We start from the raw sequence: 14,827 nt of genomic DNA, 5'->3' as shown, positions 1-14,827 counted from the left end.
CGCCCCACAACGCACCTTGCAAAATTATTGCGTATTTATGCCGTTACGCTTGCCAAACGTTCCTGCACAATGGCGATGAAATCGCGTAATGCCGGTTTCATTTCGCCTTTCTTCCACGCCATTAGTAGGGCAATGGAAGGCACATTTCCGGCAATTGGCCGAAATACCACCTGCCCGGTATTAAAATTATTCATATAACCGGGTATCAAAGTTACGCCAAGCCCCATCCCCACCAAATTCATCGTTACCAGAATATTGGTTGCCACCTGGACGATATTCGGCTGGCTGTTTTCTTGCGCAAACCACTCCTTAACGATCGGCGCAAGCGAACCGGAATACGCCGGATCGGTACTAACGAAATTCACGCCATCCAGCTGCGCGGCGGTGATCTCTTTTTCTTGTGCTAAAGGATGATCAACCGGCAACACCACCACTAATGGTTCGTCAAAAAGTTCCAGATAATCAATCTCCGGGCTATAGACAGGATGGCGCATTAAGCCGACATCCAGTTCACCACGGCGAATTTTTTCTTCCTGTTCCGTGGTAATTAAACTCACCAATTCGATCAAAGTTTCTGGCTGTTTCAGTCGGAACATGGGCAATACTTTTGGCAGTAAATTCACTTCCGCCGATGGCACAAAACCGATGATTAAATGCTTATCTTCCTGAACAATTTTCCGCGCCCGTTGTTTGGCATTTTCCGCTTGTTCCAGGATTGCCTGCGCGTCCAGGAGAAAACATTCTCCCGCCGCCGTCAACGCGACTTTACGTTTATCACGTACCAGTAGCGGAACACCAACACAGTTTTCGAGATCGCGGATCTGGCTGCTTAACGAAGGCTGTGAGGTATGCAGTTTTTCCGCCGCACGGGTAAAGTTCAGTGCCTGCGCCACTGCGACAAAATAGCGTAAATGCCGTAGTTCCATCACCTTCCCCTTGTTATCGAAAAAACGTCTCAGTTGGTAGAAATTAACTATTTCACATATCAGCAACCAACCAGCAACATCCTTATGGCACAAAAATAGAAGGTCAATACATCTTATCTTTCAGGATTAAAAAATATGACCACACCCTCAGATTTGAACATTTACCAACTGATTGACACCCAAAACGGTCGGGTTACTCCGCGTATTTATACCGACCCGGATATTTACCAACTGGAGCTTGAGCGCATTTTCGGTCGTTGCTGGCTGTTTCTCGCTCATGAAAGCCAGATCCCTAAACCCGGTGATTTTTTTAACACCTACATGGGAGAAGATGCGGTTGTCGTGGTGCGCCAGAAAGACGGCAGCATCAAGGCGTTTCTCAACCAATGCCGCCACCGGGCCATGCGTGTGAGTTATGCCGATTGCGGCAACACTCGCGCCTTTACCTGCCCGTATCATGGCTGGTCTTATGGTATTAACGGCGAGTTGATTGATGTACCGCTGGAACCTCGCGCCTACCCACAAGGGCTGTGTAAATCCCACTGGGGGTTAAACGAAGTTCCCTGTGTGGAGAGTTATAAGGGGCTGATTTTTGGCAACTGGGATACCTCCGCGCCGGGCCTGCGTGATTACCTGGGTGACATTGCCTGGTATCTGGATGGCATGCTGGATCGTCGCGAAGGCGGCACCGAAATTGTCGGCGGCGTACAGAAGTGGGTGATCAACTGCAACTGGAAATTCCCGGCAGAGCAGTTCGCCAGTGACCAGTATCACGCCCTGTTCAGCCATGCTTCTGCCGTTCAGGTATTAGGGGCGAAAGATGATGGCAGCGATAAGCGTCTCGGTGATGGACAAACCGCCCGCCCGGTGTGGGAAACCGCCAAAGATGCGCTGCAATTTGGTCAGGACGGTCACGGTAGCGGTTTCTTCTTTACTGAAAAACCGGATGCTAATGTCTGGGTCGATGGCGCGGTTTCCAGCTATTACCGCGAAACCTATGCCGAAGCAGAACAACGTTTAGGTGAAGTTCGCGCCCTGCGCCTGGCGGGTCATAACAATATTTTCCCCACGCTTTCCTGGCTCAACGGCACTGCCACACTCCGCGTCTGGCATCCGCGCGGCCCAGATCAAGTCGAAGTATGGGCGTTCTGTATTACTGACAAAGCCGCCTCTGATGAGGTTAAAGCCGCTTTTGAAAACAGCGCCACTCGTGCTTTTGGTCCTGCTGGTTTTCTCGAGCAGGATGACTCGGAGAACTGGTGTGAAATCCAGAAATTGCTGAAAGGTCACCGCGCCCGCAACAGCAAACTGTGTCTGGAAATGGGGCTTGGTCAGGAAAAACATCGCGACGACGGCATTCCAGGCATTACAAACTATATCTTCTCAGAAACGGCCGCCCGTGGAATGTATCAACGCTGGGCCGATCTCCTGAGCAGCGAAAGCTGGCAGGAAGTGCTCGATAAAACCGCCGCATACCAGCAGGAGGTGATGAAATGAGTGCGCAGGTTTCACTGGAGTTACATCACCGCATTAGCCAGTTTCTCTATCACGAAGCCAGTCTGCTGGATGACTGGAAATTTCGTGACTGGCTAGCGCAGCTCGACGAAGAGATTCGTTACACCATGCGCACCACGGTTAACGCGCAAACGCGTGACCGCCGCAAAGGCGTTCAGCCACCGACAACCTGGATTTTTAATGACACCAAAGACCAGCTGGAACGGCGAATCGCCCGTCTGGAAACGGGCATGGCCTGGGCAGAAGAACCGCCGTCACGCACCCGTCACTTAATCAGCAACTGCCAGGTAAGCGAAACAGACACCCCAGACGTGTTTGCTGTGCGGGTAAATTATCTGCTTTATCGGGCACAAAAAGAGCGCGATGAAACGTTGTATGTCGGGACTCGTTTTGACAAAGTTCGTCGTCTGGAAGATGGCAACTGGCGCTTGCTGGAACGGGATATCATCCTGGATCAAGCGGTGATCACGTCCCATAACCTGAGTGTACTGTTCTGATGAATCGAATTTATGCGTGTCCCGTTGCGGATGTGCCGGAGGGTGAGGCTCTCCGGATCGATACCTCGCCCGTCATCGCCCTGTTCAACGTTGGCGGCGAGTTTTATGCCATTAACGATCGTTGCAGTCATGGTAATGCGTCGATGTCAGAAGGGTATCTGGAAGATGATGCTACGGTAGAGTGCCCACTGCACGCCGCCAGCTTTTGCCTGAAGACGGGGAAAGCGTTATGCCTGCCCGCCACCGATCCGCTAACCACTTATCCAGTACACGTTGAAGGTGGTGATATCTTCATCGACTTACCGGAGGCGCAGCCATGAGCGATCTGCATAACGAGTCCATCTTTATTACAGGTGGCGGATCGGGATTAGGCCTGGCGCTGGTCGAGCGATTTATCGAAGAAGGTGCGCAGGTTGCCACGCTGGAACTGTCGGCGGCAAAAGTCGCCAGTCTGCGTCAGCGATTTGGCGAACATATTCTGGCGGTGGAAGGTAACGTGACCTGCTATGCCGATTATCAACGCGCGGTCGATCAGATCCTGACTCGTTCTGGCAAGCTGGATTGTTTTATCGGCAATGCGGGCATCTGGGATCACAATGCCTCACTGGTTAATACTCCCGCAGAGACGCTCGAAACCGGCTTCCACGAGCTGTTTAACGTCAACGTACTCGGTTACCTGCTGGGCGCAAAAGCCTGCGCTCCGGCGTTAATCGCCAGTGAAGGCAGCATGATTTTCACACTGTCAAATGCCGCCTGGTATCCCGGCGGCGGTGGCCCGCTGTACACCGCCAGTAAACATGCCGCAACCGGACTTATTCGCCAACTGGCTTATGAACTGGCACCGAAAGTGCGGGTGAATGGCGTCGGCCCGTGTGGTATGGCCAGCGACCTGCGCGGCCCACAGGCGCTCGGGCAAAGTGAAACCTCGATAATGCAGTCTCTGACGCCGGAGAAAATTGCCGCCATATTACCGCTGCAATTTTTCCCGCAACCGGCGGATTTTACGGGTCCGTATGTGATGTTGGCATCGCGGCGCAATAATCGCGCATTAAGCGGGGTGATGATCAACGCTGATGCGGGATTAGCTATTCGCGGAATTCGCCACGTAGCGGCAGGGCTGGATCTTTAAGGAAGTACGATGAAAGAAAAAACGATCATTATTGTCGGTGGCGGGCAAGCGGCGGCCATGGCTGCGGCTTCGCTACGCCAGCAAGGATTCACCGGTGAGCTGCATTTGTTTTCTGATGAGCAGCATCTTCCATATGAACGTCCACCGCTCTCGAAAGCCATGTTGCTGGAGGATTCCCCACAGTTGCAGTCGGTGTTACCCGCTAACTGGTGGCAGGAAAACAATGTTCATCTGCATTCTGGCGTAACCATCAAAACGCTGGGCCGCGACACACGAGAACTTGCGTTAGCCAACGGCGAAAGCTGGCACTGGGATCAGCTGTTTATTGCTACTGGCGCGGCAGCCCGACCGCTGCCATTGCTTGACGCACTGGGAGAACGCTGCTTTACCCTGCGCCATGCCGGCGATGCCGCCAGACTGCGAGAAGTTCTGCAGCCCGAACGGTCAGTCGTGATTGTCGGTGCCGGAACTATTGGTCTGGAACTGGCTGCCAGCGCCACGCAGCGTGGATGTAAGGTGACAGTGATTGAACTGGCGGCAACCGTCATGGGCCGTAATGCACCACCACCCGTGCAACACTATCTTTTACAGCGCCATCAGCAGGCTGGTGTGAGCATTCTGCTCAATCATGCCATTGAACATGTGGTCGATGGTGAAAAAGTAGAACTGACGCTGCAAAGTGGCGAAACGCTTCAGGCCGATGTGGTGATTTACGGTATTGGTATCAGCGCCAACGACCAACTGGCTCGCGAGGCCAACCTTGATACTGCCAATGGTATTGTCATTGATGAAGCTTGCCGCACCTGCGATCCCGCGATCTTTGCCGGTGGCGATGTGGCAATCACCCGTCTTGATAATGGTGCACTACACCGCTGCGAAAGCTGGGAAAACGCCAATAACCAGGCGCAAATTGCCGCTTCCGCAATGTTGGGGCTACCGCTTCCGCGACTGCCGCCGCCGTGGTTCTGGAGCGATCAGTACAGTGATAACTTACAGTTTATTGGCGATATGCATGGCGATGACTGGATTTGTCGTGGCAACCCGGAAACTCAGAAGGCGATTTGGTTTAATCTGCAAAACGGCGTGCTTATCGGTGCAGTCACGCTGAATCAGGGCCGTGAGATTCGCCCAATCCGCAAATGGATCCAGAGCGGCAAAACGTTTGATGCGAAACTGCTGATAGATGAGGACATCGCGCTTAAATCACTGTAACCAGGATAATTAGCGAATATCTCAACGCCTGGGGCGTGGCGAGGTACCAGAGTGTGTATTACGTTTAAATCACATTATCTTGCAAAGGGATTGGTTATGAACACACTACGTTATTTTGATTTTGGTGCTGCCCGCCCCGTTTTGTTATTAATTGCCCGTATCGCCGTGGTCTTAATTTTCATTATTTTTGGTTTTCCCAAAATGATGGGCTTTGACGGTACGGTCCAATATATGGCCTCGCTGGGCGCGCCGATGCCGATGCTGGCAGCGATTATTGCGGTAGTTATGGAAGTACCCGCCGCGATTTTAATCGTGCTTGGCTTTTTCACCCGTCCGCTGGCGGTGCTGTTTATTTTCTACACGCTGGGTACGGCGGTGATTGGTCACCATTACTGGGATATGACCGGCGATGCGGTTGGGCCAAATATGATTAATTTCTGGAAGAATGTCAGTATCGCTGGCGCATTCCTGCTGTTGGCAATTACCGGGCCGGGGGCAATTTCTCTCGATCGGCGTTAGGAAAGATGCCGGATGCGGCGTGAACGCCTTATCCGGCATTTTATAAATTACAGTAACGCAACCCGCAACGACATCTCTGACGTTGTTGATTCCCCCGGCGCAAGCGCAATGAGGTCACCTCCTTCCGGGCGATGATGGTCATCCGGCGCATGGCTCATCGGTTCCAGACAGAAGAAATCAAACGCATATCCTTTATCAAACGCCGGGTCGGAAACAAAGATGAAATAACATGGTGCAGGTGGCGTCGTTTCCATGATGATGGCATAACCCTCCTGCGGCTGCTCGATGCGGGCCTGACCATTCCATCCGGCAAAGCCATTGTTTACCCACTGGTGCGGCAACGGCGCGAGCTGGTTGAAATCCAGCTCCTGCGGTAGCTGCTCGCAAAACTCACCCGCCAGCCACTGCTCCCGCTCCAGCCAGTAACCGCTCGCCTGCGCCTGAATCCGCGTTTGTGGTGACAACGGGAAATAAGGATGCCAGCCGGTACCAAATGGCAGCGTCTCTGCCCCTTGATTGGTGACAGAGAGCGTCACCGTCAGCGTATCTGCCGTTAAATGAAACGCCTGACTTACCCGATAGTGATAAACACCGCTGCGATGTTCATACACCAGACACAAGCTATCATCGCTGCGCGAGACACATTGCCACTGCCCCAGCCAGCCGTCGCCGTGCAGATAGTGCGCATCCCACTCAACATTCGGTTGCAGTTGATACTCACGCCCCTGCCAGACAAAACGATTGCCGCTCACCCGGTTTGCAAACGGCACCAGCGGAAAACAAGAGGCATCGGTTGCCACACCGCTTTTTTTACCGGGACGTAAGAGCGGCGTCGCGTCACGCCAGAAGCCTTCGATGACGCCGCCCCGGTCAGAAACGTCCAGCTTTAGCGGCCCGTGAGATAAGGTATAGATGGTCATCCGCTGACTCCTTAATCCGGGAAGTTAATCACAACTTTCCCGCATTTACCGCTCGCCATCAGCGCATAGGCATCTCCTGCCTGTTCCAGTGAGAAGCGATGGGTAATGGCATTACGCGGCCACAGTTTCCAGTCCGTTAAATCGTGGGCGCATTTTTCCATATGGAACAGACTGGTCACCCAGGAGCCAATAATCCGCCGTTGATGATGCATCAGATCAGCGCTAACCTCGAACTCCACTTTTCCGGTTTCCCCGATGTAAACCACCCGTCCCCAGTCAGCAGTGGATTGCAACGCCAGTAAGCGACCTGCGGCATTACCTGAACAATCGAGCGCAACATCCGCGCCACCGCGGGTGAGTTCGGCGATAATCTGCGGCAGACCTTCGGTCGTTGCTAAATAGCCGTGATCCATCACCCCTAACTGTTTCGCCATCGCCAGACGTTCCGGCAGCATATCAACGCCGATGATCCTTTTTGCACCGCGACCTTTCGCCAGCATCATCGCCATCATGCCGACCGGCCCCAGACCGACCACCAGCACGTTATCACTGCCGGAAACTTCGCCGCGCAAAATCCCTTCATACGCTGTACCAACGCCGCAACTGATAAACGCACCATCTTCATAGCTCAGCGCGTCCGGCAGGAGGATCAGATCTTTTTCTTCCGCCAGCAGATATTCGGCATGACCGCCGTCACGCTGCCAGCCGTAAGCGGCTTTTCCTTCGCCAGTACAAGAGATAGGAAAACCGCGACGGCAGTTCGGGCAAAAACCACAGCCAGAAATGTGATACACCAGCACGCGGTCGCCCTCTTTAAAATGGCGGCAGCCTTGCCCCATCGCCACAATCTGCCCGCACGGTTCATGACCGTTGATAAATCCCTGGTATAACGGTTTATCGGGTGCCGCCGCCGTAGCGCGGTGCTGGTGGTAGATATAGTGGACATCGCTCCCGCAAATTCCGGAGGATTTCATTTTGATCAGTACCTGGTTAATCCCCGGCGTCGGCACCGCAACTTCCCGCAGATCGACGGTCGAATTTCCTGGTAAATAAGCTGCCAGCATCGTTTTCATAAATCCCTCATTAACAATACGATTAATTTTCATCCCTGCCGCACCCGCGCCAGGGGCGTTAAGGTTTAGCGTTTCGCTTTACTGCTTCGCTGGGTCAGCAAGATATTCGCCAGAACCGCCACCACGATGATGACGCCGCGCACCACCTGCTGGAAAAAAGAGTTAATCCCGAGCAACACCAGACCGTTACCGATTAGCGTAATCACCAGCACACCAAGCAACGTACCGAACAAGGAACCGCGACCGCCGGAAAGTGCCGTACCGCCGACCACGACCGCGGCGATGACGTCAAACTCCAGACCGTTTGCCGCACCTGCGTTACCAGAACCGAGGCGAGCTGCCAGCAAAATGCCGGTCACCGCCGCTAATAATCCCGAAAGGGTAAAAATAAGAATGCGTACCCGACGAACGTTAATACCGCACAACTGCGCCGCCGTGGCATTACCGCCAACAGCAAAAACCGAGCGCCCGAAGGCGGTTTTGCGGCTAATGAACACAAACAGCGCAAACAACACCATCATGATCAGCGCGGATACCGGCACACCGAGAAATTGTCCACCTAACCAGTCCAGCACCTCGTTTTCGTCAATCGGCACTGGCAGGGCGTTGGTCATAAACAGCCCCATTCCGCGCAGGGCGCTCCACAGCCCCAGCGTGGCAACGAAACTGGGCACGTTAAACACGCCGCGCAGCACGCCGGCCAGCGTCCCCATCAGCGCGCCTAACAGCAACACCAGCAGACAAGCAATCGCCAGTGGAACGTCAAATTGCAGCAAAAATGCCAGGCACACCGAGACAAAAGCCACCATCGGTCCAACGCTGACATCAATTTCACCGGAGATAATAATCAGCGTCATCGCCCAGGCGGCGATCCCGATGGTGGCAGCATCGCGCAGCACGTTCATTTGGTTATTCAATGAGATAAAGCCAGGCGCATTCAGGGAGAAGACCAGATAAAGAATGGCGATTACCACCAGCAAACCGATCTCATTAATATGGCGACTGACAAATTGTTTGAGCGAGACGCTCTTGCCCTGCGGCAATGGTAATGACGAAGCAGACATCTTCAGGTTCCTCGGTAAAATTCATCAGTGCACAGACAGAATGGCGGACATCAGCTCATCCACATTGACCGGCGAGTGAAACTCCTGCGAGAACGTACCGTGCTGTAATAACAGGATGCGGTCGCACACCAGCGGCAACTCCTCCACTTCACTGGAGATAAACACCACGCTTTTCCCTTCGGCAGCCAGCTCGCGGACAATACGGTAAATCTGCTGTTTGGCTTCGATATCGACGCCGCGCGTTGGCTCGTCGAGCAATAAAATCTGGCTGGCGGCATAGACCCAACGACCGATCACCACTTTTTGCTGATTGCCGCCAGAAAGCGTGCCGATGGGCGTTTCGCTGCTGGCTGCCTTGACCGTCATCCGCTGCATCACCTCTTCGGTCAGGCGGCGGATGGTGGACCATTGCAGCACACCGTTGGCGCTGATTTTTTGCCGATTGGTCAGTACCGTATTTTCGTCAACGCCCAGCCAGGGAATGATCCCCGCTTCTTTGCGGTTTTCTGGCGTATAGCCAATGCCGCGTTTCAGCATCTCGCCGTAATCGGGGCGCGTGATTTTCTCGCCGTTGATAACAATTTCGCCCTGTTCATACGTCTCCAGCCCAACAATCGCCTTCAGCAATTCACTGCGCCCTGCCCCCAGCAGGCCAGCAATGCCAAGCACTTCGCCGCGACGTAACGTAAAGCTGATATCCTCCAGCTTGGGCTTATGGCGTAATGCACGGACTTCCAGCACGGCCTGATCCACAATTTCCTGAGGGGCTACCGGCGCAATATCAACGTGATCGCGCCCTAGCATTAGCGACACAATATGATGCGTGGAGGTGTTTTCGAGCATCACATCGCCCGCCACCTGACCATCGCGCATAACGGTGGCACAGGAGGCAATGCGGCGAATTTCTTCCATCCGGTGGCTGACATAAATCACCGCCACGCCCAGTGCCGACATCTTTTTCACAGCGCTGATCACCAGTTCAACTTCCGCACTGGCAAGCGAACTGGTAGGTTCATCAAGAATGACCACGCGCGGCTCGCCTTTCATCACCCGCGCAATTTCCACCAGTTGCTTTTGCGCCGGGCTTAGTGTCGAAACAAGTTGTTCAGGGCTAACATCGACGCCCAGCGCCTGTAAGCAACGTTGGGCATCCTGCGCCATTTGCAGGTAATCAATCATGCCGTTGCGGCGGGGCCACTGACCGAGGCAGAGGTTTTCCGCCACCGTCAGCCCCTCCACCAGACTTAATTCCTGATAAACCGCGCGTACCCCCAGTTCAGCGGCACGGCGAGTCAGCGTAGCTTCGTCGCCTTCCAGTCGCGTCTCGCCAATCCAGATATCACCGCTATCCGGACGTTCGCTACCGGTAAGCATTCGAATGAGGGTCGATTTTCCCGCACCGTTTTTGCCTAACAGCGCGCGAACTTCGCCTTTATTGAGCGTAAAGTTAACGTTATCCAGCGCAACGACGCCGGGGTAACGCTTATTTCCTGCCACCACTTTTGCTACCGGAACTGCCTCTGTTGCCGTGAACATAGGGACCTCTGCGAATCAGCGATTAGGGCAGACCATCAACGTGCGTTGCCAGCCACTGTTTACCGTCTTCCGTTTTGGTATAGAGATCGATTGGTACCTGAATCACTTTTTCACCGTCGGCTTGTTTATTGATAACCTTCAATGTTTGCGCGAAAACAGCATTGCCCATTTTCTTACCGGAAATATCCACTACCGCTTTCAGCACCTGGTTATTTTCCAGTTCCTGAGCAATTTCAGTGGTCATATCTGAACCGAAAACGGCAATTTTTCCAGCCTGATTTTGATTACGTACCGCTTTTACCGCGCCGAGTGTCGCTCCACCCGATTCCCCCATAATGGCGTTGAGATCTGGCGTGGAGATAATCAGTTTTTCACCAACAGAAATCGCTTTATCTAAAACAGTCCCTTCCTGATTAGCGACAATTTTCGCGCCGGGAACGCGGGCTTTTAATACTTCTTCAAACCCTTTACGTCGTTGCACACAAACTTCAAAGGCTTCGCAATTGATGACAGCAATTTTCGGCTGGTCAATTTTGTTGGCAATAAAATAATCTGCGGCAGCGTTACCCAGTTTTTTACCAAATTCCAGCGGATCGCCAACCAGATATGCCGAGACATATTTATCGACACCCTTTTGATTAATACAGGTGTTGTAGCAAATCACCGGAATACCCGCCTCACTGGCGCGGCGAACGGTGCGGCTACTGCCATTTTCGGACACTGCCGACAAAATAATGGCATCGACATTACGCGCCACGAGGGTATCAACAAAGGTACTTTCTTTCGAAATATCGCCCTGGGCGTTAGTTTCAATTAACTGTACCTGTACTGAAGAATCTTTTGCCGCATCCTGAACGCCCTGGCGCACTCCGGCGTAATATCCCTGGGTATCAAGGTATATTGCACCAATGGTCATTTCTTTTTCCGCAGCGTTGGCAAATAGTGTGCTACCTAATAGCGTAGCCATTAATAATAGATTACGGGTTGTTCTCATTTTTTTAGGCATAGTGCCTCCTGTAGGGTTTTTATTTACAACGGCTTATTTTAATTATTTGAGCGTGAGCGGCAGCGCGTGCCGCTCAAATATTACAGTTAATAGTGTTTAGTGAACGTAGCTAAAAATAAAAGGCATCACGGTGGTGAATAATGCCGCTTTCGGCCAGGCTGGATTAATCGCCGTCAATTCAGCGCGAGCAGATTCGTATTGCGCAATCTCGCCTAATCCCGCAGCCGCCAGCATCGCCACCATCAGACATTTTTCTTTATGTTGCTGTTGTAAATCGCCATACAGCGATAACAAGTCAGGTTGCGAGACGGCAAAGAAATCCGCTTCGATACTGGTTTTTGCCATCTCTTGCGCCCACTGTTTCATTTCACTAAACAGTTGCTGTGCGGTTTGTTGTTCGCCCAGTAATCGCAGCGCCATCCCTTGCCAGAAGAGATAATCAACCGGCTGATCGTTGTAATAACTGTGGATGTTAATGGTGCGATCGCCGGTCGCCGCCAGACGTAAACAACGCGTCGCTGCAGTTTCATCGCCCTGCGCCTTGGCGCATATCGCCTGCCAGAACCAGATGTCGTTGTCAGTTTGCCCCGGTAAACGGCCTTCGCTTAAATTCTCCGGATAATGCAACGCGGCATGAAGCAGTTCGCTGGCCTGCTGCGGCTCTCTGGCATCAAGATGCTGCCAGGCGCGTAATAACTGGTTGAGGATAAACTGGCTGGTGACCTTCCCTTCCCCACCTTCCCACGGATGGAATTTACGCGTGGCGAGAATGTCTGCCGCTTTGTCCGCCTGACCAGTGAGATGCCACAAATTGAGCAATTCTGCGGTCATGTCGTCGCGTTTCAGAGCAATTTCCAGATTATTTTCCAGACGAGCCAGTCGTTTCTCCGGTGCGGCTCCGGTTAGCTTATCCAGCAAATCCCGTTCAAAAAGCAGACGAGCATCCTGCGGCGCAAGCTGATAAGCACTATCAAGATAACGCGCGGCCAGTTCATAATCATGCTGCTTATTCCACGCATGGATTGCCAGCCCACGCCAGCCGTCGGCAAACTCCGGCGACATCTCAACGCAACGTTGCCATAAGGCAATTGCTTTGCCGTAGCTGCGCTTGTTGTAGTAGAAACAGGCCAGTAAATGCCGGGCAAACCAGCACTCTTCAATACTCTCCAGCGCCGCAACCTCTTCCAGCGTATTAGGGAAACGGACAAACTGCGGGAAAACATCAATGGCTTTTGCGACCAGTTCGCCGCGTTCAGCTTTCGGCAGCAAGCTGGCTTGCAGGTAAAGCGGTAGCGTGCGCTGACAGTCCAGTGCGTTCAGCATCTCTGCCGCCAGAGCGGGCATGCCCCAGTTAATCAGTTGCCCGGCGGTCATCAGGGCGTTAACGTCGCGTCCCTGACACAGACCTCGCCACTGTACGAGGGCAGATTCGCTACAACCATCGAACCAGTTCAGCCACCACAGAGTGGCGTTCAGCGGATAATCACGCAGCAACTTCTCTCGCTGCAAACGCGCGTTGTCCTGACGACCACTTAACACCAGCAGCAGGTTATGCAGGCAAAGCACTTCCTGATTGGTTGGGCAGGCGCGAAGACTTTGTTGGCAAAAATCCAGACCCGCGTCGAAGTGACCATTACGCGCCGCCAGCCGTGCCAGACCATAATAGCCACCGGCTTTACTGTTTCCGCTCCAGACCGCACGCCAGAAATCCTCTTCGGCTTGTTGATATTGCCCCTGACGTTCGTAAGCACTGGCGCGAATTAAACTCGCCTGTCCGCACTGCGGGTTTTTGTTCAGCACATGTGCGCGTTTCAGCGCCTGAGTGGCATACGCCACCGCTTGTGGGTAATCAGCGCGGTTATATTCCAGCATCGCCAACGCCAGGTTACAGCGATAATCCAGCGGGTCCAGCGCCACGCCGCGCAGGTAGTAATCGAACGGTGAACGGCTGGCATGATGATATTGCTCCAGATGCTGACCGATAAACCAGGCTTCATCTGTACTGGTAATCTCTTGTGCTGCCAGTGGCGCTTTGGCGACGTCTGGCAACGGCAACTCTTGTGGCTGATGTTCCTGATAACTCAGTACGATATTGCCATCGGCATCGGAGAGTTCAATGGTTAGTCTGTCAGGATTGATACCATGCAACACGCCCTGAATGGCGGTCGCTGGCGTCAGAGCCACGGCATCGTCGAGCAACGCGTTGCATTTGCCGATTTCGCGGATCGCCAGGCGGCATCCTTTCAACGGGGAGATGGCATACAGCCCCCACTCAATCCCCCGCTCGCTACGCTGGAGTTTAATCACCGCATCGCGGGAGGCGTTTTGCACCATGCCCAGAGAATGATAAGGCAGGAAATACTGCTCGAAACGCTTCTCTTCGTAAGCATCAAGCCAGGTAAAATCGGGCTGGTTATCGGCAAAAATACCCGTCATCAGTTCGATATACGGGCCGTTATTGTCGGTCAGGCTCTTATCCCACGCCTGGCCGAATTCACTGTGTCCCCAGCTCCACTGTTTTTTACCTGGCGCGATGTGGTGGTTGGCAACGTGTAGCAAACCGCCATCTTCATCGTGACACCATGCGCCAACAAAATCGTACTGCGATTTTTCGGCCATATACGAAGTCGGCACTGGCACATTTTTATAGCGAGAAATATCCACTCCGGCGGAGTAGTCCACTTTGTAGTAAGTGCCGGTAGCGATAGGGAAAGCTGAAACAGCCCGTTTGCCGTGATCAAACACCGCCGTTACATCCGGCGGGAAAACGCTCTGATGCCCTTCGCCACCTTTCACTGCCGGGTTAGCCCACCACAAGAAATGACGCGGCGTGGCATTGCCGTTATAGACGCGACTGGCAATCTCCAGCGCCGCCCGGTCAGGGCGTAGTGTGAAACCGGTCATCACCTGTAAACCGTGCATCGGCTCCGTTTCGCCGACCCACACCGTCTGTGCGCCGTCTTCATGGGCTTCGATGGTGAAATCAACGGGCATAAAGGTAGTCGGGCGATGGTGTTGTGGCCAGTTAAACTCAATCCCGCCCGAAATCCACGGCCCCAATAGCCCTACCAGCGCCGGTTTAATCACCTCATTGTGATAGACAAAATCGCGCTGTTTCACTTTATCCCACGCGCGATGCACCCGACCGCCCAACTCCGGCAGGATCATCACTTTGATATAGTCGTTTTCCAGCCACACCGCTTGCCAGGATTTCAGGACTTTCTGCTCGCTCAGCGTATCGGTCACGCCGTAGGGATAAACCGCACCGGACGATCCCTGATAAACGCGATTTTCCAGGAACATAGGGTGTATATCCTGCGGACCTGTTTCATAAGTCGGGATCTCAACGCGCTCTTGCCACACTTTTACTGGAGTCATGGTGCCCTCAATATTAACAAGACATACTGAATTAAAAGATTTGTGGCAGTGT

Annotated in this window: 13 protein-coding genes; 6 read left to right on the top strand and 7 right to left on the bottom strand. The window is 53.3% G+C overall.

The genetic code is table 11. The features are described 5' to 3' along the window. Positions 1–35: 35 nt before the first annotated feature. Positions 36–926: a DNA-binding transcriptional regulator HcaR gene (gene hcaR / locus BEB54_RS11370; RefSeq protein WP_105277578.1), complete on the bottom strand. Its 891-nt coding sequence runs from the start codon at positions 924–926 to the stop codon at positions 36–38. Positions 927–1,061: 135 nt separating this feature from the next. Here hcaR and hcaE point away from each other — a divergent pair, with 135 nt between their 5' ends. The 6 genes from hcaE to BEB54_RS11340 all read left to right on the top strand — a co-directional run bounded on the left by hcaE (position 1,062) and on the right by BEB54_RS11340 (position 5,798). Further along, entirely contained in the window at positions 1,062–2,423 is a 1,362-nt protein-coding gene (gene hcaE, locus BEB54_RS11365; RefSeq protein ID WP_000211170.1) for a 3-phenylpropionate/cinnamic acid dioxygenase subunit alpha, read from the top strand. Beyond that, the gene (gene hcaF / locus BEB54_RS11360; RefSeq protein WP_105277577.1) at positions 2,420–2,938 is read left to right on the top strand and encodes a 3-phenylpropionate/cinnamic acid dioxygenase subunit beta; all 519 of its coding nucleotides are present in this window, start codon (positions 2,420–2,422) and stop codon (positions 2,936–2,938) included. The genes hcaE and hcaF overlap by 4 nt, the downstream gene beginning before the upstream one ends. Beyond that, complete coding sequence (locus BEB54_RS11355) at positions 2,938–3,258, top strand: bifunctional 3-phenylpropionate/cinnamic acid dioxygenase ferredoxin subunit (RefSeq protein WP_001080102.1); 321 nt, start codon at positions 2,938–2,940, stop codon at positions 3,256–3,258. Before hcaF ends, BEB54_RS11355 begins: the two co-directional genes overlap by 1 nt. Next, complete coding sequence (gene hcaB / locus BEB54_RS11350) at positions 3,255–4,067, top strand: 3-phenylpropionate-dihydrodiol/cinnamic acid-dihydrodiol dehydrogenase (protein WP_001281377.1); 813 nt, start codon at positions 3,255–3,257, stop codon at positions 4,065–4,067. Before BEB54_RS11355 ends, hcaB begins: the two co-directional genes overlap by 4 nt. 9 nt (positions 4,068–4,076) lie before the next feature. After that, positions 4,077–5,279: a phenylpropionate dioxygenase ferredoxin reductase subunit gene (gene hcaD, locus BEB54_RS11345; protein WP_105282194.1), complete on the top strand. Its 1,203-nt coding sequence runs from the start codon at positions 4,077–4,079 to the stop codon at positions 5,277–5,279. A gap of 96 nt (positions 5,280–5,375) precedes the next feature. Continuing rightward, a complete protein-coding gene (locus BEB54_RS11340) occupies positions 5,376–5,798 on the top strand; it encodes a DoxX family protein (RefSeq protein WP_001094726.1) in 423 nt (140 codons plus the stop codon). A 47-nt stretch (positions 5,799–5,845) separates the two neighbouring features. Here the strand turns inward: BEB54_RS11340 and BEB54_RS11335 are convergent, their stop codons facing one another. The 6 genes from BEB54_RS11335 to BEB54_RS11310 form a co-directional block, all read right to left on the bottom strand. Further along, the gene (locus tag BEB54_RS11335; RefSeq protein ID WP_000158524.1) at positions 5,846–6,718 is read right to left on the bottom strand and encodes an aldose 1-epimerase; all 873 of its coding nucleotides are present in this window, start codon (positions 6,716–6,718) and stop codon (positions 5,846–5,848) included. 11 nt (positions 6,719–6,729) lie between these two features. Further along, positions 6,730–7,824 (bottom strand): zinc-dependent alcohol dehydrogenase family protein, encoded by a 1,095-nt coding sequence (locus tag BEB54_RS11330; RefSeq protein ID WP_161398431.1) that lies wholly within the window; start codon positions 7,822–7,824, stop codon positions 6,730–6,732. Positions 7,825–7,856: 32 nt separating this feature from the next. Further along, the gene (locus BEB54_RS11325) at positions 7,857–8,855 is read right to left on the bottom strand and encodes an ABC transporter permease (protein ID WP_025238570.1); all 999 of its coding nucleotides are present in this window, start codon (positions 8,853–8,855) and stop codon (positions 7,857–7,859) included. 24 nt (positions 8,856–8,879) lie between these two features. Then, positions 8,880–10,391, bottom strand: a complete 1,512-nt coding sequence (locus BEB54_RS11320; protein WP_105277575.1) for a sugar ABC transporter ATP-binding protein — start codon at positions 10,389–10,391, stop codon at positions 8,880–8,882. A gap of 22 nt (positions 10,392–10,413) precedes the next feature. Beyond that, positions 10,414–11,397 (bottom strand): substrate-binding domain-containing protein, encoded by a 984-nt coding sequence (locus BEB54_RS11315; RefSeq protein ID WP_001124916.1) that lies wholly within the window; start codon positions 11,395–11,397, stop codon positions 10,414–10,416. Positions 11,398–11,493: 96 nt separating this feature from the next. After that, positions 11,494–14,775, bottom strand: coding sequence for a DUF5107 domain-containing protein (locus tag BEB54_RS11310; RefSeq protein WP_105277574.1), 3,282 nt, complete (start codon positions 14,773–14,775; stop codon positions 11,494–11,496). Positions 14,776–14,827 lie beyond the last annotated feature (52 nt).

This window comes from Escherichia sp. MOD1-EC6021, assembly GCF_002965245.1.
Lineage (GTDB): Bacteria > Pseudomonadota > Gammaproteobacteria > Enterobacterales > Enterobacteriaceae > Escherichia > Escherichia coli_F.
The sequence above is the reverse complement of the archived record's forward strand: the minus strand, read 5'-3'. Positions and strand labels throughout refer to the sequence as shown.

Coding starts and splice junctions, on each gene's coding strand:
- hcaR (WP_105277578.1), bottom strand. CDS start 926: ATGGAACTACGGCATTTACGCTATTTTGTCGCAGTGGCGCAGGCACTG.
- hcaE (WP_000211170.1), top strand. CDS start 1,062: ATGACCACACCCTCAGATTTGAACATTTACCAACTGATTGACACCCAA.
- hcaF (WP_105277577.1), top strand. CDS start 2,420: ATGAGTGCGCAGGTTTCACTGGAGTTACATCACCGCATTAGCCAGTTT.
- BEB54_RS11355 (WP_001080102.1), top strand. CDS start 2,938: ATGAATCGAATTTATGCGTGTCCCGTTGCGGATGTGCCGGAGGGTGAG.
- hcaB (WP_001281377.1), top strand. CDS start 3,255: ATGAGCGATCTGCATAACGAGTCCATCTTTATTACAGGTGGCGGATCG.
- hcaD (WP_105282194.1), top strand. CDS start 4,077: ATGAAAGAAAAAACGATCATTATTGTCGGTGGCGGGCAAGCGGCGGCC.
- BEB54_RS11340 (WP_001094726.1), top strand. CDS start 5,376: ATGAACACACTACGTTATTTTGATTTTGGTGCTGCCCGCCCCGTTTTG.
- BEB54_RS11335 (WP_000158524.1), bottom strand. CDS start 6,718: ATGACCATCTATACCTTATCTCACGGGCCGCTAAAGCTGGACGTTTCT.
- BEB54_RS11330 (WP_161398431.1), bottom strand. CDS start 7,824: ATGAAAATTAATCGTATTGTTAATGAGGGATTTATGAAAACGATGCTG.
- BEB54_RS11325 (WP_025238570.1), bottom strand. CDS start 8,855: ATGTCTGCTTCGTCATTACCATTGCCGCAGGGCAAGAGCGTCTCGCTC.
- BEB54_RS11320 (WP_105277575.1), bottom strand. CDS start 10,391: ATGTTCACGGCAACAGAGGCAGTTCCGGTAGCAAAAGTGGTGGCAGGA.
- BEB54_RS11315 (WP_001124916.1), bottom strand. CDS start 11,397: ATGCCTAAAAAAATGAGAACAACCCGTAATCTATTATTAATGGCTACG.
- BEB54_RS11310 (WP_105277574.1), bottom strand. CDS start 14,775: ATGACTCCAGTAAAAGTGTGGCAAGAGCGCGTTGAGATCCCGACTTAT.